The sequence below is a fragment of the Pseudomonas sp. SDO52101_S400 genome, from assembly GCF_054071635.1.
The window spans coordinates 1-589 of the sequence record NZ_JBSVWF010000147.1; the positions used below are offsets into that span (position 1 = coordinate 1).

General features: G+C 61.1%; 1 protein-coding gene. It reads left to right on the forward strand.

Annotated features, from left to right (window positions below):
- Positions 1 to 589 (forward strand): type VI secretion system tip protein TssI/VgrG (gene tssI, locus ACW9HX_RS29100; RefSeq protein WP_457383217.1); only part of this gene is annotated, 589 nt, incomplete at both ends.

Below are 589 nucleotides of genomic sequence, written 5' to 3' on the forward strand. Positions count from 1 at the left end.
GGAACGACCTGTGGCTGCTCACCGAAATCTTCCACGAAGGCAAACAGCCGCAAGTGCTGGAAGAGTCGGTGACCAGCGACACCACCGACAACAAAGACGATTTCCACCAGGGCTATCGCAACCGTTTCAGCGCGATCCCGTGGGACGTGCCGTACCGTCCGCCGCTGGATCACCCGAAACCCAAGGTTCTCGGTTCGCAAAGCGCCGTGGTCACCGGCCCGGAAGGCGAAGAAATCTTCTGCGACCAGTACGGCCGGGTGAAGGTGCAGTTCTTCTGGGACCGCGAAGGCCAGCACGATGACAAGACCACCTGCTGGATGCGCGTGGCCTCCAGTTGGGCGGCTGAAACCTTTGGCTCGATCAACATTCCGCGGGTCGGCATGGAAGTGCTGATCACCTTCCTTGAAGGCGACCCCGACCAGCCGCTGATCACCGGTTGCCTGTACCACGGTGCCAACCTGCCGCCGTACAAACTGCCGGACTTCAAGACCCTGGCCACGGTCAAGAGCAAGGAATACAAGGGCAGCCGCGCCAACGAACTGCGCATCGACGACACCACCAGCGAAATCAGCATCGCGCTGCGCAGTGA